The 23,213-nt window shown below is 36.1% G+C and carries 22 protein-coding genes; 5 read left to right on the top strand and 17 right to left on the bottom strand.

Annotated elements, in window-relative coordinates; genetic code table 11:
• Positions 1 to 102 precede the first annotated feature (102 nt).
• Positions 103 to 435 carry a hypothetical protein gene (locus QDN89_RS15230; protein ID WP_280771013.1) on the top strand — a complete coding sequence of 111 codons (333 nt, stop codon included), beginning with the start codon at positions 103 to 105 and terminating at the stop codon, positions 433 to 435.
• A gap of 2 nt (positions 436 to 437) precedes the next feature.
• Here QDN89_RS15230 and QDN89_RS15225 read toward each other — a convergent pair whose 3' ends face one another.
• From QDN89_RS15225 to QDN89_RS15215, 3 genes are read right to left on the bottom strand one after another with little or no spacing between them, the layout of a single operon-like run.
• On the bottom strand, positions 438 to 1,841 hold the full coding sequence (locus tag QDN89_RS15225; protein ID WP_280771012.1) for a hypothetical protein: 1,404 nt from the start codon (positions 1,839 to 1,841) through the stop codon (positions 438 to 440).
• Complete coding sequence (locus QDN89_RS15220) at positions 1,838 to 2,695, bottom strand: SDR family oxidoreductase (RefSeq protein ID WP_280771011.1); 858 nt, start codon at positions 2,693 to 2,695, stop codon at positions 1,838 to 1,840. Before QDN89_RS15220 ends, QDN89_RS15225 begins: the two co-directional genes overlap by 4 nt.
• Positions 2,692 to 3,069: a hypothetical protein gene (locus QDN89_RS15215; protein ID WP_280771010.1), complete on the bottom strand. Its 378-nt coding sequence runs from the start codon at positions 3,067 to 3,069 to the stop codon at positions 2,692 to 2,694. Before QDN89_RS15215 ends, QDN89_RS15220 begins: the two co-directional genes overlap by 4 nt.
• Positions 3,070 to 3,294: 225 nt before the next feature.
• Between QDN89_RS15215 and QDN89_RS15210 the strand changes: the two genes are divergently transcribed.
• The gene (locus QDN89_RS15210) at positions 3,295 to 4,668 is read left to right on the top strand and encodes a hypothetical protein (RefSeq protein WP_280771009.1); all 1,374 of its coding nucleotides are present in this window, start codon (positions 3,295 to 3,297) and stop codon (positions 4,666 to 4,668) included.
• A gap of 84 nt (positions 4,669 to 4,752) precedes the next feature.
• Here the strand turns inward: QDN89_RS15210 and QDN89_RS15205 are convergent, their stop codons facing one another.
• The 4 genes from QDN89_RS15205 to QDN89_RS15190 all read right to left on the bottom strand — a co-directional run bounded on the left by QDN89_RS15205 (position 4,753) and on the right by QDN89_RS15190 (position 6,673).
• Entirely contained in the window at positions 4,753 to 5,244 is a 492-nt protein-coding gene (locus QDN89_RS15205; protein ID WP_280771008.1) for a flavodoxin domain-containing protein, read from the bottom strand.
• Between the two features lie 217 nt (positions 5,245 to 5,461).
• Positions 5,462 to 5,662, bottom strand: coding sequence for a KOW motif domain-containing protein (locus tag QDN89_RS15200; RefSeq protein WP_280771007.1), 201 nt, complete (start codon positions 5,660 to 5,662; stop codon positions 5,462 to 5,464).
• A gap of 175 nt (positions 5,663 to 5,837) precedes the next feature.
• Positions 5,838 to 6,173 (bottom strand): retropepsin-like aspartic protease, encoded by a 336-nt coding sequence (locus QDN89_RS15195; RefSeq protein WP_280771006.1) that lies wholly within the window; start codon positions 6,171 to 6,173, stop codon positions 5,838 to 5,840.
• Positions 6,174 to 6,238: 65 nt separating this feature from the next.
• On the bottom strand, positions 6,239 to 6,673 hold the full coding sequence (locus QDN89_RS15190; RefSeq protein ID WP_280771005.1) for an MOSC domain-containing protein: 435 nt from the start codon (positions 6,671 to 6,673) through the stop codon (positions 6,239 to 6,241).
• Between the two features lie 173 nt (positions 6,674 to 6,846).
• On the opposite strand from QDN89_RS15190, the gene QDN89_RS15185 reads away from it, so the two are divergent.
• Positions 6,847 to 7,962: a metallophosphoesterase gene (locus QDN89_RS15185; protein WP_280771004.1), complete on the top strand. Its 1,116-nt coding sequence runs from the start codon at positions 6,847 to 6,849 to the stop codon at positions 7,960 to 7,962.
• Here the strand turns inward: QDN89_RS15185 and QDN89_RS15180 are convergent.
• The 6 genes from QDN89_RS15180 to QDN89_RS15155 form a co-directional block, all read right to left on the bottom strand.
• On the bottom strand, positions 7,949 to 10,132 hold the full coding sequence (locus QDN89_RS15180; RefSeq protein ID WP_280771003.1) for a DNA topoisomerase III: 2,184 nt from the start codon (positions 10,130 to 10,132) through the stop codon (positions 7,949 to 7,951). The genes QDN89_RS15185 and QDN89_RS15180 overlap by 14 nt on opposite strands.
• Before the next feature lie 385 nt (positions 10,133 to 10,517).
• Positions 10,518 to 11,402, bottom strand: coding sequence for a CvfB family protein (locus QDN89_RS15175; protein WP_342394385.1), 885 nt, complete (start codon positions 11,400 to 11,402; stop codon positions 10,518 to 10,520).
• A gap of 269 nt (positions 11,403 to 11,671) precedes the next feature.
• On the bottom strand, positions 11,672 to 12,940 hold the full coding sequence (gene ilvA / locus QDN89_RS15170) for a threonine ammonia-lyase IlvA (RefSeq protein ID WP_425335406.1): 1,269 nt from the start codon (positions 12,938 to 12,940) through the stop codon (positions 11,672 to 11,674).
• 244 nt (positions 12,941 to 13,184) lie between these two features.
• Positions 13,185 to 14,333, bottom strand: coding sequence for a Ger(x)C family spore germination protein (locus tag QDN89_RS15165; RefSeq protein ID WP_280771001.1), 1,149 nt, complete (start codon positions 14,331 to 14,333; stop codon positions 13,185 to 13,187).
• Positions 14,334 to 14,339: 6 nt separating this feature from the next.
• Complete coding sequence (locus QDN89_RS15160) at positions 14,340 to 15,854, bottom strand: spore germination protein (RefSeq protein WP_280771000.1); 1,515 nt, start codon at positions 15,852 to 15,854, stop codon at positions 14,340 to 14,342.
• Positions 15,841 to 16,941, bottom strand: coding sequence for a GerAB/ArcD/ProY family transporter (locus QDN89_RS15155; protein ID WP_280770999.1), 1,101 nt, complete (start codon positions 16,939 to 16,941; stop codon positions 15,841 to 15,843). The genes QDN89_RS15160 and QDN89_RS15155 overlap by 14 nt, the downstream gene beginning before the upstream one ends.
• Before the next feature lie 144 nt (positions 16,942 to 17,085).
• On the opposite strand from QDN89_RS15155, the gene QDN89_RS15150 reads away from it, so the two are divergent.
• Positions 17,086 to 17,745: an MtnX-like HAD-IB family phosphatase gene (locus QDN89_RS15150; protein ID WP_280770998.1), complete on the top strand. Its 660-nt coding sequence runs from the start codon at positions 17,086 to 17,088 to the stop codon at positions 17,743 to 17,745.
• Positions 17,735 to 18,793, top strand: a complete 1,059-nt coding sequence (locus tag QDN89_RS15145) for an iron-containing alcohol dehydrogenase family protein (protein WP_280770997.1) — start codon at positions 17,735 to 17,737, stop codon at positions 18,791 to 18,793. Before QDN89_RS15150 ends, QDN89_RS15145 begins: the two co-directional genes overlap by 11 nt.
• A 20-nt stretch (positions 18,794 to 18,813) precedes the next feature.
• On the opposite strand, the gene QDN89_RS15140 is transcribed toward QDN89_RS15145, so the two are convergent.
• The 4 genes from QDN89_RS15140 to QDN89_RS15125 form a co-directional block, all read right to left on the bottom strand.
• Positions 18,814 to 19,542: an exonuclease domain-containing protein gene (locus QDN89_RS15140; protein WP_280770996.1), complete on the bottom strand. Its 729-nt coding sequence runs from the start codon at positions 19,540 to 19,542 to the stop codon at positions 18,814 to 18,816.
• A complete protein-coding gene (locus tag QDN89_RS15135; protein WP_280770995.1) occupies positions 19,539 to 20,558 on the bottom strand; it encodes a DUF294 nucleotidyltransferase-like domain-containing protein in 1,020 nt (339 codons plus the stop codon). The genes QDN89_RS15140 and QDN89_RS15135 overlap by 4 nt, the downstream gene beginning before the upstream one ends.
• Positions 20,558 to 21,841, bottom strand: a complete 1,284-nt coding sequence (locus QDN89_RS15130) for an ammonium transporter (RefSeq protein WP_280770994.1) — start codon at positions 21,839 to 21,841, stop codon at positions 20,558 to 20,560. The genes QDN89_RS15135 and QDN89_RS15130 overlap by 1 nt, the downstream gene beginning before the upstream one ends.
• A 200-nt stretch (positions 21,842 to 22,041) precedes the next feature.
• Entirely contained in the window at positions 22,042 to 22,968 is a 927-nt protein-coding gene (locus QDN89_RS15125) for a DMT family transporter (RefSeq protein ID WP_280770993.1), read from the bottom strand.
• Positions 22,969 to 23,213: the final 245 nt, after the last annotated feature.

Here is a 23,213-nt window from a genome sequence, read left to right as displayed (position 1 = left end):
TCCTTCCTTTTTAATATGTAGACCATCTGCTTTTCCTGACTCCCTTCTCACTGTTCGTATTCTTAGATATAATATAGTTAGATATAAGAAAGGAGAACGACTATGGTGAAAGACAGAATAACGTTAATTGGTCTAACAATGGGACTAGTTCTATATATGGTTTTTACTTTTGAAATGAGACATGAATTCCCTTATTTTACAACCGTGTTAATTGTATTTTCCTTTTCCATGATGGTTTTTGTTGCCTTTATGAAGCAATTGAGCAACGTTTGGTACCAGCGAGGATTTTTTACAAATGCTATATTGGCGTTGTTTCTTCCTTTTTTTGAAGGCATGTCCTTTTTATTCGTCACGGTCATTGTTTTTGCCATTTTGGCTTTTTCTCAGTATGCTGTATATCAATTAAAATCAAGTGATCAATCTAATGATTCGTGACATTACAACAAGAAAAATGCTACAAACGTGCCAATGCCTCCATAGATAAGCGCAAATGGCATGTTTTTTAATGTGATGCGATAAGGATTTTGTTGTGTATTCATAGATGTCATTGTAACTGTTACGCCATACGTCCCTACAGTTGCTGTAGCTAGTGCTCCCGTTATGAGAACGATGCCTATGCTAAGAGGGTTAATATCTTGATATAGCGGAGTAACGACTTCCATCAACACGCCTATTGTTGCAACAGGGTGAATCCCAATCATACTTAAAAGTAAATACGTCATTTGAATAAAAAATAAAATAACAAGTGGATACTCTGCCATGGCCATAAACGGATGTTGTATCGCTTCAAGAGCGGGTGTAGCATTTAAACTGTTGGAGAAAAAACCTAAAGAAACAAACAATACAACGAAATTTTGCATTCCGTTTGTTCGAACTTTCCAAGTATTCCAACCTATTGTGATGAAACTTCTTACTCGCTTCATAACAATAGACCAGATAAAGGAAAATGGAAGGATAACAAGGGTGACAGTTAGAATAAAATTCAAATCTAGTAAACTACTTGTGAAAACAATAATAAATAAAAATGTCACAAGAGCACCAAATAGTTGACTAATTTGAAAGATGATTGTTTTGACAGAGAAACTTCTCCCAACAGCGTTGGAAGGAGCGTGATAAGGTAACTTCCCATAATAATATCTTCCCCAAATGTTGTCGATCACCATGGTGATTAATGAAATAAGCAATAACCACGGTAATATCGTTACATATCCTACTCCTGTTGCATCCACACTAATGGCAACGATGATTTCCATTGGACTCCATACGAGCGCCATAGAAAATGCGCGTAATGTCGTTTGACTAATAAACGTATCTTTTAGTTTTTTTGATAAGTTAGAAAGGTTTTGCAATAACACACCTTGAGTTAACGTTAATGCGGATAAATTAATAAATGATATCAACGTATAAGTCGTAATGGAACTTCGAACATACAGTTTCCCTAAATCAGACACGTTAGCTTTCATTAATTGATTCATTCTGCGATCAAAACGTCCAGCACGAACGACACTGTTCATCCATGGTAAAACAGCTAATAAAGCAAGTAATCGTAAGTTGTCTGTGAAAAATAGGAAGGCCTCCTGTAAAGGAAGCCCACTTTGGATAAATAAAAATAATCCTGTCATTAAAAACAATGATCCTAATAATCTAAAAAGGTTTGATGCTCCTAAAAAAGAAACAAGTAACATAGGTATTGCAATCAGACCGATAATATAATTAACCGCTTCTATGCCAATAAATACGTTAATTACATAACTGATAAGGACAGTGGAATATAGAATATAAATATAATGATCTAGCCAATGGCGCATAACGTATCTCTCTTTTCTTCCTTCTAATTTCATTTGTTATTAAGCTTCTTAAAGAGCACCCTTTCTACGATAGACCATGGCAGCAAAGATTTCAAGGCGATTCCTACTTTGATCCCTTTCCCAATTTGATAACGGAATTTTGGTTGTTTATGATCGCATATATATCGAACAAGGTTTACGACCTTTTGTGGATTTTCTGACGTTTGCATTTGTTGTTGAGCGTATTTGTTCATAAACGTCATAAGAGACTCGTAATCAATAATATCGGATTGAACAGCTGCTTCAAACCCTTTTTGCCAAATATCCGTTCGAAAAGATCCCGCTTCAATGATCGATGAATACACCTGAAACGGCTTTAATTCGAAGCGTAACGATTCTGTGAATCCTTCAAGTGCAAATTTAGAAGCGGCATAAGGAGCAAGACCGGGAAGACCAATGCGACCACTAATGCTCCCCATTTGAATAATCTTCCCGCTTCTCGCTTGACGCATCATTGGAATGAAAGCCTTTGTCATAGCAACGACACCGAAAAAATTCGTTTGAAACTGATGCTCCCATTTATCCATCGATATATCTTCGATAACCCCACCTTGAGAAAATCCAGCATTATTAATTAAAATATCTAGTCGTCCGTGTTTTTTTAAGATCTGCTTCTTCACCGCTTCAATATCTTCTGTTTTACTCACATCAAGTTTGTGAATGAGAAGGTGATTATCAGAGATAGACAATTGTTTCGCTGTTGTTTTTAATTGCTCAGCATTTGATACATTTCTCATCGTAGCATAAACGATGTAGTTACTTTTTGCTAAATTCAAGGCAATTAGGGAACCAAAACCACTATTTGAACCAGTAATTAAGACGATTTTTCTTTTGGTTCGGGTTGTCATTTTTGACTAATACGGTTACAGCGATCAACCCATTCTCTTTCAAAGTCTTCACTAGAGATGATTTGTTTCCCTAGATCACTCACTTTTGTGATGTCTTCTTCTTTACACCAAGATACATACGTTTGATAATTAGAAAGGTTGTCTATTTCCGCTAGATACTCAACGGTTACATAGGTTTCCCCTTGCTGGTCTGCTAAGAAAGCACGAGTGTGACTTCCAACGAGCACTAATTCCCCATTTAATTTAATAACAGGAAGTGGTTTTTTTTCCGTTTGTTCTGCGTCATAGCCATTCATAATTAAATTTCGCAATTTAGTACGATCTAAATATAGCTGACTGGGCTGTAGCTCTGCTAATTCTGTTTTGATTTTCATAGGAAGCCCTCCAATTTCTTTAAATTTCACATAAACCAAGTATAATATAAGGTGGTACTTTGTGAAAATATTCTCTTTCTCGAACATTAAAGTCGTTAAGTTGATAGTAATGAGAGAAGGATTCTTTCATTGAATTCCGTTGAATGGAAACAACATTGTTCCCCACATTTAGTACTCTTTTAAAATCTAACAAAGTGGATGTTCTTTTAGGAGGTGAGTTTACCGTTGAAGCAATCATTATTAAAACTACTAGGGATCCTTTGTTATGTGACGGCAATTATTTATTTAGTAAGTCATTTCCTCGTCTATCCTTGGATCATGACACTTTATAGCTCAATAGCAGCGGTATTACTCGTCGCCGCTATTTTCAGTATTTCTTCGCTGAATCGGTTCGTTGTATCTGCCCTCGTCCTGATCGGAACGACAATATTTCTGATCGAAGGTGTTCCCTTCCAAGGAATGATTCGTGGGTTTGGTGAAAATATAAGTCTTTTAACCCTGTTTATCCTTATACCTCTTATAGGCACATACATGTCGATTGCAGGTTATTTAACCGCATTAAAGGAAAAAGTAAAGCAGCGTGAGAAAAAAGGTGGAAAACACCCCTACCGGTTAAGTTATACTCTCGTTGCGACGATGGGAACGATTTTGAATTTTGGTTCACTTGCTATTGTAAAACGAATTGCAGATGAGAGTTTTTCAACGTTTCAAGAAAGAAAACTGACGTTACATATGATGAGAGCATTTGCCTTTTGTATGCTTTGGTCCCCTTACTTTGTCAATGTTGGACTTGTCGTTGTTCTTTTCGACGTATCTTGGTTTAATATAGGTGGTTATGGTTTTTTATTAGCAATTATTTATCTCTTATTAAGCATTTGGATGCTTCCAAAAATTTCATTTCCGAACGATCCTCCTGTGAAAAATGCCGTCACTGCTAGTGATAAAAGAGAAGTATCACCATCGCTTTTTCCGTTAATGACATTTACTACCGTACTTATTATTCTATCTCTCGTTTTAGATTACATCCTTTATGTGAATATGCTGACTGTTGTGTCGATTTTAGCAGTAGTGTTGCCATTCATATGGGCTTTCTTTTCAAAACTCGTTCAGTCTTATGTCCAAGAAGTATTTGATCAAATTTTAGGCTCTTTCTCAAAATTTAAAAATGAGCTAGCGATCTTTGTCAGTGCAGGTTATTTCGGTGTAGCCTTATCTTATACCGACTTAGGTGAAATAATCTCCTCTGTGCTTTTAACATTATCGTTTGGCACAGTATATTTATTTACACTTTTAGTGGTTGTGATTACTATTCTTCTTGCTCAAATTGGGATTCACCCAATTATTATCGTTATCGGTGTAGGCAGTGCTCTTTCCCCTGAAACATTTGGTGTTAGTCCAGAATATATTGCATTAACTTTCTTACTATCGTGGACACTTGCGACACAAGTATCTCCTTTTTCAGGGCAAGTCCTTATGTCATCGAAGTTGATGAAGACGACAACGACAATAATCGCAAGGGAAAATGCGAAATTTGTATTTATTTGTTTTTTAATTCTTCCTGGTCTGTTGTACAGTCTCCATATCATAGGTGCACTCTAAATAAAGAAAACGAAAGGAACGTCGATTGTATAGAAGGAAAGGCTACGACAGGATTTGTCGTAGCCTTTGTATAGTTATTTCATTTTAACATAAGTCATAAGTAGAATTAATTTCATTTATAAAGTTATCTATATTTTCTTTGTTAATTGCTGAAAGATCGTTTTTTTCACCAGCAACTTTATGAATTATTTTTCGTTCTAAGAAGTTCATTTTTGAGAAGATAAATTCCCCACCGCATAATGCCTGGCTAATAGCATGACCTCTGATTGGTGATGAAAAAGAACTCTCAAATTGTAGTTTCGCTTCTTCCCCTTCTTTCATACAACATAAAAATAACCCAAGACGTTTCGTTAAGATGACCCGTTCATTCCTCTGTAAAAATTTATCCATCTTTTTAGGGATCTTTCCCATGTGAATAGAAGTGCCGATGATAATGGTTTCATAATGATGAAAAGAAGGTACACGTTCTTTTTCTAAATTTACCACCTTTACCTCGTCTAATAAATTTTTGGATATATCGAGTGCAATTTTTTCTGTCGTCCCATGTTTGGTTGAGTATATAAGTAATGTTGGCATAGTTTCACGTCTCCCTAAAAGTACTCTCTATGAATGGACACTTACAGTGAAAGAATTTTTATTTTACTAAGTAAATCTATTATCTCATTTGCTGAGAGTGAGTTTAAAGAAAACATGTGAAGAATTATTGACAAAACATACCGAAATGAAAATAAAAAACTGGCTCAAAAGGAAGATGCCTAGTTTTGCATCTGCTTGAGCCAGTTTCATGTAAGTATTATTTGCTTTCTACAAGTTCATATTCGGTATGTTTTAGAACTGTTCTTGGCTTTGAGCCATCTTCTAACTTCATGTCAAATTCGACTGAAATAGAATTCGTATAAGAAGAGATAACTTTCGCTTGTTTCCCTTTATATTCTCCAGCTGTTACTTTTACCGTGTCACCTGAGCTCAACAATGGTTCTTCTTGTTCTGCCATCTAGATACCTCCTTTATTTCCTCATGATCTTTTAAATTTTATGATTTCTATAGTTATTCTAGAATGTGATAATAACCTTTGTATAGATTGAGGTCAAGAAATATGATGAGTTTTTTAGTTCTCTTTAATCATATTTATCGTTAACGATCCTTGCTCTTCATTGAAATGGGCTGTGTTATGTTCTAGAGCTCGAAATTGTCATAGAGTCTAAATTTATTTTAGCTCCTACCTTGATTAAAAAGTCTATGCCAATAATTCCTTCTTCTTCAATGTCTTTGACCTCTATTGGAAAATCACTTACTTTCAGTGGTCCAACACTAATCGAATCCATTAAGATCACTGTTTGGTCATCTGTAGCTTTAAACCCTAAAATTTCAGCTAATTGATGGGAGATGATTGTTACGGAAGAGCTAGTATCCACGAGCATTGTCTCTGTTGTATGTATTTTTCCTTGAAATTTCAACCGCATTTCAGTATAAAGTTTTCCATTATCGTTATGAATAGGCTTCATTGTATTCCCCTCTTTCCTATTTCTTCAATTTTACCATATATTACAGTGGAATAGATGTGCTATATTTACTCTTTCCATGAAACTGGATCCCCAATTTCGATTTCTCCATCCGTTAATATTACTCCATACGCACCACCTTGCCATCGGGGGTACATCGCATCCTTTAAACCAGGCAATGCTTCGTCCATTCGTTCACAAGGTTTTGTTTCGCCAATTATTTCAATCAGGTTCTCACCAATTTTCAAGACTTTTCCGCGAGATTTTTCCAAATCAATCCCCTTAACCATAAGATTTGCTCGTCTCGTTTCTGGATTCAACTGTCCATTTAACTGAGTCATTAGTGATTCCCATTTTTCTTCTTCCATAATTGTAACTTGCCTTTTCCCTCGTTGATCAGCATTGTTCTCAATACCTTGATTTTCATGTAAGATGGCTCGATTAGTCGCATCCATCGGTCCTCTTTTCATCCTTTTAATCCAAATTGCTCGTAATTCACCCATCAAACCCCTCCAGATTTTAACCTGCGAAAATGATCCGAAACTCCTTAGATCTTTCAGTTAAGAGCTTTCGCTTTTCTTTTATCTCTTAATCATAATAAAATAGAAGCATTCAGTAAACATCTTTTCGTCTTGGAAAAAGAATGTGAAAATGAGCAATCAATGAGGTGGATGCAATGAACGCGAAAGTCATCGCAAGTTTCGGTCTATTTATCGTCGTTTATTCTAGTTTAAATTTTTATATAGGCTGGAATATTCATGTTTGGTTTCAAACCGCTTTTCAAATATCGAATCCTATTTTGTTAGGATTTATTATCACTTTCTTAGCGTTCTCCTATTTAGTAGGACAATTTATAAAACCTTTTCGCACTTTAAAAATGGTTGGATCTATCTGGTTCGGTTGTTTTCAATTTGGTTTAGTCGTCTTACCACTAGCTAATATTTTTATTTTCATCCTTCATCTACTTAATGTCTCTCTTGAATTAGGAATTATCATTGTTGGCCTTATCACTTGGGTATTGTTTTTTATCTATATTGGTTTCGGTTTATATAATGCATACCAACCAATCGTGCGGACATATTCCTTTAAAGTACCTCGCGGGAAATCGAAGCGAAAATCGCTTCGAATTGCAGTTGCTTCAGACATGCATTTCGGTGGACTTTCGGGGAAAAACCATGCGAAAAGGTTAGTGAAAACGATTAATAAATTAAATGCAGAACTCGTATTGTTTCCAGGAGATTTAGTAGATGACGATCCTGGTATTTTCAGAGAAAAAAGAATGGATAGAACCCTCAAAAAAATCAATTCTGAGTTAGGTGTATATGGTGTATTAGGAAATCATGAATACTATGGTGGTAAAATAAAAGAATTGACTAAAATAATGAAAAATATCCAAGTTCACATCCTACAAGATGAATCTGTTGTTCTTGACAATTCTATTAAAATTATTGGAAGGAAAGACAAAACGGATCGCCATCGGAAATCGATGGGGCAGTGGAGTGAAACAGAAGATTCCGAACTTCCAACGCTAGTCTTAGACCATCAACCATTGGAACTTAATCAAATTCGAGATCAAGGAGCAGATATTGTCATTTGTGGACATACGCACCGTGGACAAATAGCCCCAAACCATTGGATTACAAAAAAGCTTTTTGAATTAGATTGGGGCTATAAACAAAAGGACCAACTGCATGTCATCGTTTCTTCTGGATTTGGATTTTGGGGACCGCCGATTCGATTAGGTAGCCGATCAGAAGTTATCCAATTGAATGTCACATTTACGGACTCTTAGGAAATGAGAACGTCACTCGTTTTTTTGATTCATCCCACATAAGAGAAGCGGAGAAGGTTTTATCATTTTTCTGAAACCCTTCTATAAGATCCGTTTCTCCTTTATTCAGTAATAATTTAACTTGATTTATTGGGATAGCTTTATTCAATATTCGTTTAGATAGTGTGTAGTTACATTTTGTTTTTTGATACTGGTTACAACCAAAAAAATTCCCTTTATCAATTATTTTTCCCCCACAAGCGGGACAAGTGCCTACTGTATCTTTCGAAAAGGATTTTCTTTTCTTTCCTTTCCATGCTGGTTTATTAGAGATGATTTTATCTAGTTTTTCTAGATCAAAGGACCACTGTGGCGAACGATTAGCAGCATCATTAATTATTGAGGCAGAAAGCAGCTTAGCTTGTTCAATAAAAGGTTCCATCTCTGCTTTTCCATCCCCAATCTCTGCTAATCGTTGTTCCCACTTCGCTGTCATTTCTGGTGAAGCAAGAATGGACTCCCCAACGGCACTAATGAGCACTCTCCCTTTGTCTGTGGGATAAACTTGGTTTTTTGTCACGTTTATATAAGAGCGATCTTTCAAAATGCCGATGATTCCGGCTCTTGTTGCTTCCGTCCCAAGTCCCTCTGTTTCATTCATCACTTTTAACAATTTTTCATCATCAATGTGTTTACCAGCAGACTTCATTAATGTTATAAGATCCCCTTCTGTAAGTCGCTTAGGTGGTTGGGTTTTACTTTCTTTTGTTTGTACTTTTTCTACCCGCCCTTCACTCCCCTTATCTAACAGAGGTAAAAGGTTTTCTTGTTGGGAGGAATCTTTTGGTGAAGGGATAACAACCCTCCAGCCAGCCTTTTCAAGTTGTTTGCCTTTCGATCGAAACGTTGCCCGACCATCGACCAGAGTTTCGATAGTCGTATAGTTCATTTTACATGCATCATAATGAGCCGCGATCAATCGTTCTACAATCATGGAATATATATGTCTTTCATCTTGATTTAGTTTATTCGGATCAATTACTTGTTCTGTAGGAATAATCGCATAATGGTCTTTAACCTTTTTTTCATTCACATATCTTTTCGAACCTAAAATAGAATCTACAGGTAATGGAAAAAATGACTGATAAGCTGGTAATTGACTAATTTTTGATAAAATATCCGGGAACTGAGCTGCCTCTTCTTTTGTAACAAAATTGGAATCCGTTCTCGGATAAGAAATATGCCCTTTTACGTAAAGTTTTTGTGCAATATCTAAAGTTTTTTTCGGTGAATATTTAAAACGTTTATTTGCCAGAGATTGTAACGAAGATAGGTTAAAAAAGTTTGGTGGTAAAATGTCTTTTTTTGTCCGTTGAACGTCAGAAATGGTAGCTGGTTTCCCTTCGCAGAAAGCAGCAATTTTCTTTGCCATTGCCGCTTCGTCAATACGGGTATTCCCTTCTTTATGCCACGTTCCAACGTATCGTTCTTGATTAATGAAAAAGGTTGCTTTTACTTCCCAAAAAGGTTCTGGTTTAAAACGTTCGATTTCTTCTTCTCTCTTCACGATCAAAGCAAGGGTTGGTGTCTGCACTCGTCCTGTTGAAAATACATCAGAAGCTCCATGTTTTTGAAGGAGAAGAGAGTATACTCTTGATGCATTCATCCCTATGAGCCAATCAGCATAAGCGCGACTTATCGCTTCGTTATAGAGAGATCTTGTTTCTTTTTCATCAATTAATTTTTTGAATCCGTTTCTCACCGCATTTTCTGTTAAGGAAGAAATCCATAACCGCTTCATTGGTTTATTATTTTTCGATTGTTCCAAAACGAGACGAACAATCGCTTCGCCCTCTCTTTCCGCATCTCCAGCGATAATGATTTCATCGACGTCTCGATGATGAATGAAGTTTTTAATAACTTGAAATGCTTTCCATTTTGATTTGATGACACGGTATTTGAAGTTGACAGGAACGATCGGCAGTTCTTCTATACGCCACTTCTTCCACTTCGCGTCATATTCTTCTGGGGGGAGCAACTCACACAAATGACCAACGGCCCATGTGACAGCTGCGCCTTGCGGGAATTCTTCACAAGCGCTAATCATAATATGATCCTTGCGCTTTTGGAATGGAAATGGTGAAGCTAGCTTAGCTCCTTGATCTGGTTTTTCAGCGATTATTAATTTCATGTGGCTCACCTATTCTATCGTTTATTTTGAAGGGGAATGCTTGTATGGTATGAAGGATTGTATAGTTGTGAGAAATAAAATAAGAGTATAATCTATGGGATTTAGTGCGTATTGGAAGGGAGGGAGAACGTACGTTTTTATTTTATCATAAGGTCATTTGGAATTCTATTAAAAACTGTATTTTTGTTTTATATAATTATGTGACGTGAGGCAGTTTTCATTTGAGATAAAATCCCTCCCAGCATCCGAGCGTTGCGCTTCTTTCGGGTACTATATCTATCTACATGAAACTCATCAAAAAGATGCCTATCCTTCTAACCTCTCTCCTCAAAAAAACAGGATGTCCCTATAAGTTAACCTTATGGGACACCCCCCTAAATAATTCTTATTCAGAATCGTTATCTTTGTTTTCTTCAGTCAAATAAGTAAAACCATTTTCTTGAACAATTTTTTTCTCTTTTAACAATTTCCCCATCGCACGTTTAAAAGCAGCTTTGCTTAGTTGGAATTTTTCGCGAATTTCATCAGGTGACGATTGGTCAGTGTAAGGTATTTTTCCGTTGTTTTTTTCAATGATATCAAGTAACTGTTGAGCGTCTTGGTCTCGACTTTGTAAAATAAGTGGGCGTAAAGACATATTTAACGTTCCATCATCTTTCACACCAATGACGCGTCCATTTACTAGCTGACCTAAACGAGGTTCTTGTTTACGTTCGCTCTCGTGAATGAACCCTCGATAACCCTCTTCGGTAATTAAAAACGACCCAACTTTTGCAGCTCGATAGATATGACCACTTTTCGTTTCATTGAGTAAATCTTTTGGTGCCTGATCCCGTTCTTGATTGATAATTTCTTCCGTGACAGGTTTAGCAATCAGTTTCCCTCTTCGATCATGATCTAATTTAACAAATAAATGATCACCTCTTTTTGGCCACACTTCTTGAAGAAGTGGAAGATCATCTTTGGAAACTAAAATATCTTTAGGTAAACCAATATGAATAAATACACCTAGGTTATCCACGACATCAACCACTTGAGCCCAGTCATACGTACCTAACGTCACTTCGGGGATTGTCGTAGATGCAACGAGTTGTCCTTTTTTATCTTCATAAAGAAAGACTTCAACCTCTTGTCCTTTCATTAACTCTTGTTTGGCTTCATTTTTGTGTAGCAGTACCTCTTGTTTTCCTTGTGAAAGAACGTACCCTGTATCAATAACTCGTTCCACAGTTAAATCTTCTATCATCCCTGGTATTAACTTTGTCATCATTTCATGCCTACTTTCTCTTTTCAATAGTATGTATGAACTTATTATAGCTGATTTTAAGACTGGATGAAAATGTCGTTCATATTTAACTAAAATTAATTTATAGTCCCTTTTATTTTCTAGTCTCCTTTATCGTTCCATGTTGATTTTGAAATAACTACCCTTTAGTAGTAATGGATCTTTGTGGATTTTTCTAACAGTAAAACTACGCACTTGATATAACAAAACATAAAAAAACTGAGGATATGAATTTTCCCCAGTTTTATCAAATATTAGATAAGTAAATTAAAGAGGTCTTGGTCTTTGTTAATTTCAACATACGAGAATCCGTTCTTTTCCATACGACTAATCAAAGGATAATAATCTCCCGTGTGTTTTAATTCAATACCGACTAAGACAGGTCCCTTATCACGATTATTCTTTTTCGTATATTCAAATCGAGTAATGTCATCGTTCTCACCAAGAACTTCAGCTAAAAACTGTCTTAATGCTCCTGCTCTTTGAGGGAAATTAACAATAAAATAATGTTTAAATCCATCATAAATCAACGAACGTTCCTTGATTTCCTGCATGCGGTCAATGTCATTATTTCCTCCACTAACGATACATACAACATTTTTTCCTTTGATTTCGTCACGGTAATCATCCAACGCAGAAACAGATAATGCGCCTGCCGGTTCTGCTACAATGGCATTTTCATTGTATAGGTTAAGCATGGTGGAACATACTTTACCTTCTGGAATGACTACAATATCGTCAACAACTTCTTTTGCTATGTTGAATGTAACATCCCCTACTTTTTTAACAGCAGCGCCATCTACAAACTTATCAATTTTATCGAGTGTGACGACTTTTCCTTGTTTCAAAGATTCTTTCATTCCCGGTGCACCTTCAGGCTCAACGCCAATCACTTTTGTATGAGGGCTGATGTTTTTAAAATAAGTCCCTACACCGGAAATTAAACCGCCACCGCCAACACTCATAAAAATGTGTGAGACAGGTTCATCCATTGATTCTAATACTTCCATACCAACTGTGCCCTGACCGGCAATTGTTCTGTGGTCATCAAAAGGATGAATAAATGCCATCTCATTATCATTGCAGTAAGACGTTGCTTCTTTAAAGGAATCATCAAACGTATCCCCTGTCAAAACGACTTCAACAAATGGTTCACCAAAAAACTCAACTCGAGAAACTTTTTGACGTGGTGTTGTGCTCGGCATAAAAATTCTACCTCGAACACCTAACGCTTTACAAGAATATGCAACACCTTGAGCATGATTACCTGCACTTGCACAAACGACGCCATTTTGCAGCTCCTGTTCTGAGAGTCCTTGCATTAAATGATAAGCACCTCGAAGTTTAAATGAGCGAACAACTTGAAGGTCTTCTCGTTTTAAATAAACGTTCGCTTTATATTTTTCAGAAAGGATCGCGTCCCTTTGTAAGGGGGTGTTCACTACTATGTCTTTCAGTACTTGGTGTGCAATTAAGATATCTTTCACTTGAACGGTGTTTGTTACAGTTTTCTCCATCTCCATAATCCTTTCTTACTTCAGAATATTAAAACTAATCTTAACACATTCTCAAACAAGAAAAAACAATCCGAATCGAAAGATTTTAATTAAATTGAATATTTCGTCAATTTGTATGCGCTTACATTTAATTATTTGGGAAATCACCCATTTTATAGTTGGAAATGTTGCTGTAAAGCCTTCATTTCAAAAGGATAGACGTACGAGCGATTTTTTCGCACCATAATCGATAAAATGGTGTTGCTGCTAATTATTCCGTTTCGGTAAGAATCGGAATATGACGATTTTTTCCACTATGAATAACTTCTGCTTGCACGTTAATATCCTTTAACGTCTCTTTTGTTAAAGATAATTCTTCTTCTTCCGTTAATTCATGCCATGCCTCAGGGTCTTTTTTAAATAATTCATTACTTAAGTGATAAATATCTGCATTATTTTCTAATCCTTGCTCATAGGTCGTACGGATTTCATTTTCAATCGTTTTTGTAACTTCCTTTTCAATAAAATCAAGAGATTCTTGTTGATGCATTTCAAGAATTCCTCCTGATACGTCTACTTCTATCGTGAAGGAAACTTCTCCATTTTCAATCTTAGGGGTTATTTTATGATCTGGCTTTTTCATCATAATGACAGCGACAGCTTCATCATTTTTACTAATGTTAACTGGCGTTCGTTCCGTATCCTCTTGAAGCCACCTTAAACCGTACATATCTTTGCCTTCAAGCGTACCGCGATACTCTTCACCAAAAAGACTACTCACCCCTGAAACATTTATTACAGGATGTCTTTCTTTATCTGAGTGCCAACGATCTTCTACCGTTAAATTGGGGATATTCGCAGATTTCCCAGGTTCATTTAGTTCAAGAATAAAGCGATGTTTTCGTTTAGGGGCTACAAAAGAACTTTGCGAATAGCCATCTTCTGGGTTTCCAAAAGTTCCGAGAACAGGGGAAGCATCTAAAAAAGGGAATACTGTTAACAGGTCATCAATATTAGATTTTGTGGAAAAGATCCATGGAGTATAACGTATCTCATTAAACCTTAAAAAATCATCTAAAAGTTCTGTCATACCAGTATTCAACGCTGCTTCTGTGAAAACGAGGGCAGATAAATGGCCCCAGTAAATCCGTTGAGGAGTCGATTGATATATATCGTGTATGGCCATTACAGGAGTTGGACCAACTCCTTTGGCAACAATTGTCTCTGCCTCTTCAAATGTGCTTTGCATTTCTTTCGCCATTGTATGAAAATTCATTACTTGAATGTGAACTTCATATTTTTCATCAACATAATCAAGCCCAACTCCATGAACATAATACATTCTTTCTATCTCATTAGCATTCATACAACCTGTTAGCAATAGAAATATGATCATCATGGACGTGATGCTTTTCATCATTCTTCCTCATTTCCTTGTAGAATCTTTCGTTTTTAAAAAATCAGGTCTAGCCTGCTTTTCATTGGCTGAAGAATTTAATATCGTGTCCTTGAAGTCTCGGAAAGAACTGATAGGAGATAGAGGGACTAAATAAGGTATTCCGAAAGATCGTAAATTTGCCATATATAGCAAAATGGAAAAAGCAGCGATCATGAAACCAAAAAGACCTAAAAAGCTTGAAACGAAAACAACTAGAATTCGTAAAATACTAAATACGCCGATCATGGACTGATTCACTAACGTAAATGTAGCAACTAAAGAAGTTGCAATGACAACAATAATTCCTGGATTGGTAAATCCAGCCCTAATAGCAGCATCCCCAATAATTAACCCTCCTACAACGGTTAACGTTTGCCCTATAGCGGAAGGCATCCGAGAACCTGCCTCACGGAATAATTCAAATAACCCAAGCATTAGTAGCGCTTCAACTGCCGTGGGAAATGGGACCCCTTGTCTGCCAGTTGACAGTGTTGCAAGTAAAAGAACAGGAATTTGATCTTGATGATATGTGGTAACTGCAACCCAAAACCCAGGAAGAAAAACAGCTATCGATAAGCCGACAATGCGAAGAATTCGTTCAAAGGAATTATAAAACGAGATAAATTCGGCATCTTCCGCACTTTTTAAAAGCAAAAATATATTAACTGGTCCAACTAACGCAGTTGGGGTCCCATCAATTAACAAAATAAACCGTCCTCTAAGAAGGGCATTAGCTGTATAATCGGGTCGTCCAGTATATTGAAGGCTAGGTAATATTTGAAATTTTCCAGAAGACATCATTTCAACGAGCGTATTTGAGTTCATTAAGCCATCAAATTTTAAAGTGTTAAGTCGTTTTTTCGCTTCTTTAAGGATGTCGGGGTTAATAATATCATTGATATACATAAGACCGACTTCTGTTTGGGATCTATCTCCAATCGTAAAGGATTCATATTTTAACGACTCTGTCGGTAGTCGTTTTCGTATAAGTGCAGTGTTCACTTTGATATTTTCAATAAAGCCGTCTCTCGCACCTTTTACAGAAACTTCCGCATTCGTTTCTTCAGGATCTCTTCCAGGAATTTCAGAAATATCAATGGATAGTGTATATTGTTTCGAAGGGAAAAAAACTAATACATTTCCTTGAAAAAGTTTAATCGATAAGTCTTTTCTTTCCTTCACTTCTAAAATGGAAGAGAGTTTTATTTTTTCAATCATTTCTTGTTTATCAAACTTCTGTGCGGATCTAAAATATCTGTCTAATCTTGGTATGATGTCATCTTCTATTAAATGTGTGTTCGTTAATCCTTCTGAATATAAAAATAAAACCTTTTCTTCATTGCTAGGCGATGTAAACGTCATTTCATCAACACTGACGTCGCCACAGGACATAAATGTATCTTTGATAGTATCTTCAGTAATCCTTTGTGACTGTGATGAATGAGAAGAATTAGAAGGGCTCTCGTTTTTTCTTGAGTTTGTTAACCAATTAAGCAGTTTCATGACGTTTCACCTCTTTCTGACTTTCTGGAATAAATGATATGACTACCAGAGTTACCGTTAGCGAAATGAAATAGATAAGTGTCCCAGGTAAGAAAATTTGATTGACAAAAGCTAGGTATTCCATGTCACTTTTTGGTAACTGAGTTATCGAAAGTACGATGGAATACAGTCCGATAACGAACATATTTTTCCATTTCCTATTACTGATCGGTATAACTTGAGTAATCAAATAGATAAGAAAGGAAATTCGAATAAAAGATCCTGCTAACCATTGGAAAATAGAAAGAAAGTCAACGTGCTCTATAAATCGTCCCATCGATATCAATGCCCATTGCTCATAAGTTGGAAATCGAAGCCGCTTTAATTCTTCTACGCCAAATTCCATGTAACCTGCTGTTAATGGGCCTATGATCAAAATAGAGACAAATAAAGTAAATAGAAGTAACTGCCAATACTTGACTTGGTTTTTCAATCGATGTTGTATAAACAAAATCATCACCATTTCGCCTAAGCCTGCACTTGAATAAACAATACCGGAAAAAACAGGCATATACCCTTTCTCTAAAATAGGCAGGAGCAATGAAGCATCTTTATTTGGCATATTTGCAAACATGACAAAAAATCCTAGAAGAACAATGACCGGTAATAATACCCCATTTAAAATAGCAATTGTTCTTAAGTTAGTCAAAGTCGTTAGTAAACATAAAATAGCAAATATAACCATAATTAATAAATCAGGTGTAAATGGTAAATACGTAATGGAAGTCCACTTCCCTAGTTCTGTAATGCTGTGGGTTGCAAGAAGCAACAAAACGATACCTATCGATAAGCAGATCAACATTGCCGTGACCTTCCCTACTCGATTCATTATCCATTGGTAAATTGGTATCCCATTCATTTTTTTATAGATATAATAAATTAAAAAAAGCCATAATATATGTAATGCTATAGAGAAAATAACAGTAATCCATGCATCTCTGCCTGCCGTTTCACTTAATGGTGGGATAATAATCAAGTGATTTTTTAATCCAATTGTTGTATAGAAAATAAATAGTAAATATAAACGACTTATTTTATCTTCTCCCATGATACATTCACCCTCTATCTGTTTGCTTCCGCTTATCCTTTCCTTTATAGGTGAAAATTATCACTATTTGTTCAATCAACTTCCCTCTTATTCTTTTCTCATGTATGCTGATAATAATAGCTATAGAAAACGGAGGAAACGACGATGAAAAAATGGGCATTTATTTCAGACTTTGACGGTACAATCTCGAAAAAAGATTTTTATTGGATCATTATTGAAAAGTACTATCCAGAAGGAGAAGCATTATTTCACCAATGGAAAAATGGCGATATGAAAGACATTGAGTTTCTATCGACAATTTTCGGTTCGATCAATCAAACGGAAAAGCAAACGTTGGAAGATATTCATGAGATACCGATTGATGAACATGCGATTCCGTTTATTGAAAAGGTTCAAAATCAAGGGGCTGATTTTTTTATTTTAAGTGCTGGGACGGACTATTATATTAATGAAATTCTCTCTAAATATGGATTGACTGGTGTGGAAGTTTATTCGAACAAAGGAGTTTTTAAAAACAACAATGTTCAATTAGACGTAGATGGAAATGCGTGGCATTATTCCGAGCGTTATGGGATTGATAAATCCGTTGTGCTGAAGAAGATAAAGGAAAACTATGATTTTGTTTTTTATTTCGGGGATAGTGAACCGGACTCTCATCCTGCTAAATATGCGAATACGATGTTTGCTAAAGATGCTTTGATCACTATTTTAAGAGAACAAAATATTCCATATATACCTGTCAGAGACTTCAAAGATGTGGAGATGTTTTTAATGGAAGAAGGTTGGTTAAGTCATGGCGAATGAAGGAATGAGTATTCCAATTCCCGACGTGTTAGAAATAGATCACGGAGTACTAGGTCAATTGGAAAGCATTTTAAAAAAACATCGTTTTCAACGAGCGATTATTTTATTTGACTCTTTTTCTTCAGAACATTACCAAGGTAGAATCATCGAAAATACGTCAGGAGTTTCTGTCGATTGTTTAACTCTCGACTTAACATCTTCTATTTACGATTTAATTGATAAGGCGTTTCAATTGGACAGGTATGATGTGGTCCTTGCGATTGGTGGAGGTTCTATCATCGATTTCGGGAAATATGTCGCTTTTTCTAGAAGAACGCCTTTTATTAGCATTCCAATTTCACCGTCAAATGATGGGTTTGCAAGTAGTAATTGCTCCTTATTCGTAAATGGGAAAAAAACAACGGTACCAGCTAAAGTTCCTTATGGGATCATTGCAGATTTGTCGATTATTCAACATGCCCCTACTCCTTTTATTTTAGCTGGCATTGGAGACTTAATGTCGAACATTACAGCACTGTATGACTGGGCTTTTGAAGAAAAACATGGATATAGCCAAGGAAATGCTTTTGCAACAATGTTAAGTAAAAAAGCAGTGAATAGCTTTATTCGAACACCCATGGATGATTTACGTCAAAAGATTTTTCTGAAGGAATTAATGAGTTCTTTAACAATGGGAGGCATTTCCACGGTAATTAGTGGAAATAGTGCGCCTATTAGTGGAGCGGAACATATGATTTCTCATGCACTAGATAAAACATCGAAAAACCCGCAAATGCATGGTATCCAAGTTGGTGTCTGTACCTATCTTATGTCCCTTGTTCATGAACACCGAGTAGAACGAATGGTGAAAGTTTTCTCTCGCACAGGCTTTTTCGAACATGTGAAACAAACGCCTTTTGATCGAGATGAATTTATTCATGCAATTGATTTAGCTCCGTCCATGAAACCTACCCGTTACACGTATTTACATGAACGGAAATACAGGGAAAAAGCAAAACAACTCATTGAAACTGACCCGTATTTAAAAGAAATGATTAAAAACCCGTGATCACTTTTGGATCACGGGTTTCATCTTATGTTAGCTAAGTGAGCGTAGACATCTTTCAGGCAAGTAAAGCCTTGTTTTTCCACTTCTTCTACAGAATGAGACCACATTTTTGCTGTCATCTCTGCATCAGATAATGCATGATGACGGTTAGTTGAATCAATTCCATAATGAGCACAACAATCTTCTAACGTCACTAAATCTTTCATTGGATCTATCAACTTCGTCAAAAATGACGTATCCAAGATTCGATGATCAAATCTTGTTTTAAAAAGAGTCCAAGTGATGTTTTGCATAAATTGTTTTTCGTGATTAGCATGATGAGCCACAAGAGTGTGTTTATTAATGTACTTAAAAAAATCAATTAACACTTCTTCAGCAGGTGGCGCGTCTTGTAATTCTTTTGACGTGATTCCGGTTATCTTTTGAACCTCATCTGATATTGGATCTGTACTTTTTATTAAAGAATAAAAAGATTTTTCGGTTGAAACGTTCTTTCCGGTAACTTTTGTTGCTCCAATGGAGAGGATACGATCGCCTTTTTGTGGGTAAAATCCTGTTGTCTCGATATCAAATACGACTACTGTTAAATCGGAAAATGGAATGTGTAAGTGGTCTTGTTGCTTTATTGACTTCTGCAAGCGTCGCATATAAGCAACTTTAGCAGGATCCCTCTCGCTAATAACGTCTGTATAATGGTTGGAGGAAACCATACCGGATAATTGTTTAATCCACTGCCCCATTGGATTCATAATTTATCCTCATTTCCAAGCTTTTTTCGAGAATGATCCAATACAAGATTTAACAAAATCGATCCTTCTTTTATCCATCCTTTTAACATTTGACGGTCTGATTTTGATATCTGATCTACGTTAATAAAATGGATGTTTTCATATGACTGAGTTGAATCTGCATGTTTTAAACGATAATCGAGAGCTTTTAAAAATGTTTTTTCATATTTCTGTAATTGCGCCTCACTGTCTGAAAGGCGTTGAAATCTCTTTAATGTGGAAGAATCGCTAATCTTTTCAGCATAAGATAGCAATCTCATCGCATTAACAAAAGGAAATAATACGGTAAGCTTGAAATCAATTTTTCCTTTGTTAGGTCCTTTTTGGATTGGAATCAATTGACCAAACCAACCTAGTCCTTTTTTACTTGTTTCTACATTGTCAGCCATTCTTTTTAATAAGTGTTTTTCGTTTTCGATTTTATCAAAAACCATCTGTTTGCGTTCTTGTAACAAAGAAGGATCTCCAATTAATACTCTAGAATCTATAAAAATTGATGTGTTCCTTAAATTCTCCCAAGAATCCTCTTTAAGCCAATGAGAAAGTTGCTCTTCCCATGAGTGAGATGATCGGCACCATAACGGGTTATTTGCCATTACTTTTCCATCACAAGGCTCGTAACCACAAATCGTTAATCCTTTAACAATTTCTTTTCCTAAACGTAAGAAATAATCTTGGTGATCATCATTTCCTTCAAAGATGATACCGTGATCTTGATCACTCCAAACGGACTGCTCAAATCGACCAGCACTCCCCATCACAATAAAAGCGAAACGAGCAGGGGGATTTCCCTGCTCTGTCTCTACTTTTTTAATAGATAATAATACGACTTTTGCTATTAACTCATCGTGGAATTCATTTAGTTCAAAGTGATTGTTCTTTACGCTAGGTATCTTTTCTGTTCTCCACATTTTCAATTGTTCATATGATTGAATTTTCTGTTTCTTATGAATGGAAGAATCATAAGTTGGTTTCATTAAGCACCTGTTTTCTCTCTTTTGACATCTTCTGATTCACGAATGTTTTCAGGATAACCATAACTTCCGTGTTCGCTTAAATCAAGTCCAACGATTTCTTCTTCTTCTGTTACACGAATACCTCCAACCATCACTTTGTCCATGATTTTCAAGATAATAAATGCCATTGTGAAAGCAAACAAACCTGAAACGGAAACTCCTAAGAATTGAACGCCTAACTGTCCGAATCCACCGCCGTAGAATAGACCAGCAGATCCACCGTTCATTTCTGCTAATGCTGTTGTAGCAAAAAATCCAGTTGATAATGTTCCCCAAATACCTGCTACACCATGGACAGATAAAGCAAAGATTGGATCATCTATTTTCGCTTTGTCAAAGAATACCATACTGAAGTGAACGATTAGTCCAGCAACGATACCGATTATCACTGCTGCCCAAGGTGCAACAAATGCAGTGGAAGCGGTAATAGCTACTAAACCAGCTAACGCTCCATTTAACATCGTAGGAACATCTGCTTTTCCTGTAATCATTGAAACGATGAACATGGCAGCAACCGCACCGGCAGCGGCAGCAAGTTGTGTTGTTAATGCAACGTAACCAAAGAATGCACCGTCAACCCCTAATGTACTACCAGCGTTAAATCCGAACCAACCTACCCATAGAACTAATACTCCTAAAGCCGTATAAACTTGGTTATGACCGGCTAAATCATTTGATGAACCATCTTTATTGTATTTTCCAATACGAGGCTTCAATATAATCGTCGCAGCTAAAGCAGATGCTGCACCAGTTAAATGAACGACTGTTGAACCTGCAAAGTCTTGTTTTCCAAGATCAGCTAACCAACCTGCGCCCCAAATCCAATGTGCAACAACGGGATATATAAGTGCTGAAAAAAGTACTGCGAAAATAATATAAGCAGATAATTTTGCTCTTTCTGCAAAACCTCCAAATGCAATCGTTAATGCGATAGCTGCGAAAGCTAACTGGAACATGAAGTCCACTGATCCGGCGAGACCATCAACGACAGAATCAAAATCACCGTAAAAGAAATCTGACATTCCAATAAATGCGTTTCCTTCTCCATAAATGAATCCATATCCAACAGCCCAAAAAACTAATGAAGCAATTCCTACCGTGAAAATTGTTTTACCAGCAATATGACCGGCGTTTTTCATTCTAGTTGAACCTGCTTCTAGGAGAATGAAGCCACCTTGCATTAACAATACCAAAGCAAAACATACAATAATCCAAACGTTATTCAATAAAAAGATCTCATCCACAATACATCACTCTCCTCAAAAGTTTGTGTCAGTTTATATGCCAACTGATCATAAACCTCAGTATACAGACGGAAAATTCTGAAACAACGAACTTGTCAGATAATTTGACACATTAATTTAAGAAAGCGTTTCCTAAAAAATCTAACCAACAGTGTTAAGGAAATGAAAAAAGAACACAAGATTCCTTGTGTCCTCAGTGATTAGGATGTTTTGCGTAACGGTTGTTTTTGGCGTCTTCTCAGCCATTGTTGTTCAACATAACCAGTTCCTAGCAAAACACCGATAACAATGAATGCAAATCCGATTAGTTGAGATAAATAAAGAGCTTCATTAAGTAAAAAGAACGAACCTAACAATGCGAAAAAAGGAACAAAATTATTGAATATTGCCGTTTGTCCCGCTCCAATTTTTTGAATCGCAGCATTAAATAAGAAATGACCCAAACCTGTAGCAATAATAGCGGATGAGAAAAATACAATCCATATAAGGTCTCCAGTGACAGAAAATGCTTCATTACTCCCTGGTTCAAAGAAGAAACTAATCGTTATCAAACTGATGGAACCAATCATTAACAACATGCCTGTTAATTGTCTTGAAGATAAAGTAGAAGTTATTTTTTTAATTAAAATAAATGAAAAAGCTTGAGATACCATAGACGTAAACACAAGTAGATCACCAGAAGAAATTCCAGATACTGCTTGCTCTGGGTTTAGAACAACAAATGCTACGCCGCTAAAACCAAATATAATACCAATAAACCGAATTTTTGTTAATCTGTCGCCTAGAAAGATCATAGCAAAAATTGCTGTCGTTAATGGTATGAGCCCCAGTATTAACGAAGCATTGGACGCGGTTGTATTAAGTAAACCAATGGCTAATAAAGAGTGATGTCCGATTTGACCGAAAAGTGCGGCGAGGATTGTTAATCCCCATTCTTTTTTCGATAGTTTTCTTAAATCTTTTAAAAAATATAAAATTAAAATGGCGAATAAGCTAGCTGTCCCGATACGTAACCCTTGCATCATAACAGGTGGGAAATGTTCTACTAAGTATTTTACAGCAACGACATTTAGACCCCATATAACCATAACCATCACTAAAAGTATATAAGTTACAAAACGACTCACGTTCTTCCCTTCTTTCTCCAGCGTGTATCCTATCATATTTTAAGTGAAACCATAGTTTTACATACTTGATGTTCTTATCTGTTGTCGAAGAATTTTATCATACATGATAAAATTTATCGTTGTATAAATAAGTTAAATAAGCTGTTTCATCTGATGAGAGCATATTCTATGATCACTCAAGTGTTTTATTATAACAACGTCTATAACGATATGATAGGGTTAGTAGTTAATGAGTATTTATATTA

The organism is Salipaludibacillus daqingensis (assembly GCF_029891575.1).
GTDB classification, from domain to species: domain Bacteria; phylum Bacillota; class Bacilli; order Bacillales; family Salisediminibacteriaceae; genus Salipaludibacillus; species Salipaludibacillus daqingensis.
The sequence above is the reverse complement of the archived record's forward strand: the minus strand, read 5'-3'. Positions and strand labels throughout refer to the sequence as shown.